The following is a 2,689-nucleotide window of genomic DNA, read 5'->3' as shown; positions in this document are numbered from 1 at the left end:
CTACTACTACACTCAATTATTACACCGTAAACACAAAACCTAAATTAAACCAAAACCGCCGAGCGTTGCGAATCCGTCTTAAAGCGTTTGTTATGTGAATTATTTCGACACTGGTGAAGGCATTGTCGATATGTATTTAGACATAGGTAAAGTAGCCCAATCATATTCTTTTTCGATATAACCGATGGTAAACAACGTAACTATGAACAAGACTGATGCGAGAACTCTAAAGAAAAATAACCGAAACTTTTCAGCCCAATCATGCTTAGCCTCTAGCTTTAGCTCTTGCTCTTTCAAAGCCACTTTTCTACTTTCTTCGGAATTAAGATTCTCAAATTTATCATAGAACCTTAGGATCTTTACCAATGCATTCTCTACGTCATTTTTGCTATTGCTGTACTCCTCGGAATACTGGTCCATAGCGCAAATATCATCTTTCAGCTTTTCGATTGCGTCTTTATCTAAAGCTTGAAGTTCCTTTTCAAAATCTTCGCGGATTTCCGTCCGGGATCTTTTATCAGGAATTATAGGGCTATATTTAGACAAGCTAGGTTGATTACGTTCCAATGAACTTAACACTTTTGTAATTCCAGACATATCAGGCATACCAAATTTACCGCTCACAACTCCTCCTATTCACATAACGCCCGGCTAAGGGGTTGACAACGCATCGCCGAACTCAAAAAACACACTGTAAACACTAAACTTCAATTTTGCACTAAAGTCGCCATGCGTTGGCAATCCCTCTTGAGCCGTTTGTTAGCATGCTGTTCCCGCTGCAAAAGAACTAACCTGCAAACGTGATGTAAAACGCACTTTAGTACCAGAAAAATTGCTGAAAAGATAATCATGGAACTGTCTTGAAGTTTTTGATGTACGAATCGAATATTCAGACGCCCAAGTCAGTAGTTCTTTGAAATTTTTATCGGCTTCTACTACATCAAGTTGCTTTGAACTTTCTGAACCACGAGCAAGTAACGAAGCCTTACATACTGCCCAATTTAGATCCAAAAACAACAAAGTGTCCGCATGTGGGATCAACTCTTCTATTAAAGCACCAAATACACCTTCAACAATCCAAGATGGATCCATACTCAATTTTACCAGTTCACTTTTTATCGTTTCAGGAGAGCGTTTCTGGTTATAGCCACCAGGTTCCCAAACAACTGAATCCAAGTGAACTTCTTTTAGTCTAAGTCTCTTTGATAACTGTCCTGACAACCAACTTTTACCTGAACCAGAGTTTCCGATGATAAGGATTTTTTTCATGCTACCTCTGCATGCTAACGCCCGCCTAAGGGGCTGGCAACGCATAACACCAAACTCAAACACAACAACCATCACCACCGCGGCTCATTGGGACTGGAAACGCTACGCGTTGACAGTCCCTCTTGAGGCGTTTGTTATGTTGCCGAACCCAAAAGCTTATTTAATGCATCTATTGGATAATCCCAACCTAGATTGCGTTGTGGAGTCCGGTTAACACGTAAAGTCACGTTACTTAAGTCACAATTCTGCATACCACCATCACAATAGATGTAGTGCTCATAGCCATTAAGAACATCCGTCATGTTGCCCAACAGTTTTCTACTTCCTGTTTTTGTGAACAAAACCTTTTCAGGAGCTCGCTCAAAGGCAGCTATGATGTCATCTGGAAACCCTTCAAGCTCAAGCAGTTGTAGCACACCTTTTTTAAAGATTACGCCGATGTCTTTGATATGTTCTTTTCGTAAACCGATAAGAACAAATGACATCAAGGTTTGCTCTTCCATAAAAACGAGGCACTTACGACGCTCAACAGTAAAAAGGTTTACATACCAATTACCTATTACAAATTTTTCATCTTGCGCTTCCGCCAAATCAGATGGTTTAAGCCCAAATGCATCCTGAACTTTTTTGGTACACCGTAATTGATACATCTGCTTTATTGCCTGCTTAGTCGTTTAGGATCGATACTTTAGAGCATTCCTAAAGCCAATTGCAACATAACGCCCGCTTAAGGGGCAGCCAACGCAACTACTAACTTTCCGCATAACATCGTAATCATCAAAACCAACGCATAGTAAAAATGCCACGCGTTGGCTGTCCCTCTTGAAGCGTTTGTTATGATTCATATTGCCACCCATGTAGCGTTACGCTACAATCATTTAAAACTTACAAGAGGATTATATCATGTCAACTGCAAGCATACGTCTTGATCAAGAGCTCGTCGATAAAGCAGCTATAATGGCTAAAGCCCTGAATCGTACCACGCCTAAACAAATTGAGCATTGGGCTAAAATCGGCGAAATGATGGAAGACAATCCAGATCTACCTTATGAATTTGTGAGACAAGCCATTATTGCGAAAGCTGAAAAAGAAGCAGGCAAACTTGAGGCTTACAACTTTGGCTAAAATAACACAGGTTCTTCAGACTCCATCTTTCAAAAAAACAGTAAAAAAACTGCACCAAAATCAAAAAGTGGATCTCGATAATGCCGTCAAAGCACTGATCGAGAATCCGCTTTTAGGTGAACAAAAGAAAGGCGATTTATCCTTTCTTAGAGTCTATAAATTTAAGATGGTAAAACAGTTGACTCTGCTAGGTTACAGTTATCAAGATGGCACCGTTACCCTTGAATTGATAGCGCTTGGTTCACACGAAAACTTCTATCGTGATGTCAAGTTGTTTTACTGAATCTGAAAGAAT

The 2,689-nt window shown here is 40.1% G+C and carries 5 protein-coding genes; 2 read left to right on the top strand and 3 right to left on the bottom strand.

Annotated features, from left to right (window positions below; genetic code table 11):
• Positions 1–99: 99 nt before the first annotated feature.
• From AACQ21_RS06515 to AACQ21_RS06505, 3 genes are all read right to left on the bottom strand, one after another.
• Positions 100–624, bottom strand: coding sequence for a hypothetical protein (locus tag AACQ21_RS06515; protein ID WP_105977315.1), 525 nt, complete (start codon positions 622–624; stop codon positions 100–102).
• A 135-nt stretch (positions 625–759) separates the two neighbouring features.
• Positions 760–1,269 (bottom strand): ATPase AAA, encoded by a 510-nt coding sequence (locus tag AACQ21_RS06510; RefSeq protein WP_017046323.1) that lies wholly within the window; start codon positions 1,267–1,269, stop codon positions 760–762.
• 134 nt (positions 1,270–1,403) lie between these two features.
• Positions 1,404–1,919, bottom strand: a complete 516-nt coding sequence (locus AACQ21_RS06505) for a DUF6933 domain-containing protein (protein WP_055028451.1) — start codon at positions 1,917–1,919, stop codon at positions 1,404–1,406.
• 253 nt (positions 1,920–2,172) lie between these two features.
• Here AACQ21_RS06505 and AACQ21_RS06500 point away from each other — a divergent pair, with 253 nt between their 5' ends.
• A complete protein-coding gene (locus tag AACQ21_RS06500; protein ID WP_105977314.1) occupies positions 2,173–2,394 on the top strand; it encodes a TA system antitoxin ParD family protein in 222 nt (73 codons plus the stop codon).
• A complete protein-coding gene (locus tag AACQ21_RS06495) occupies positions 2,387–2,677 on the top strand; it encodes a type II toxin-antitoxin system RelE/ParE family toxin (RefSeq protein ID WP_105977313.1) in 291 nt (96 codons plus the stop codon). The genes AACQ21_RS06500 and AACQ21_RS06495 overlap by 8 nt, the downstream gene beginning before the upstream one ends.
• Positions 2,678–2,689 lie beyond the last annotated feature (12 nt).

This window comes from Vibrio sp. V01_P9A10T6 (genome assembly GCF_963877065.1).
GTDB lineage: Bacteria > Pseudomonadota > Gammaproteobacteria > Enterobacterales > Vibrionaceae > Vibrio > Vibrio anguillarum.
Note: the sequence above shows the minus strand (reverse complement) of the source record. Positions and strands in the feature narration are given on the sequence as shown.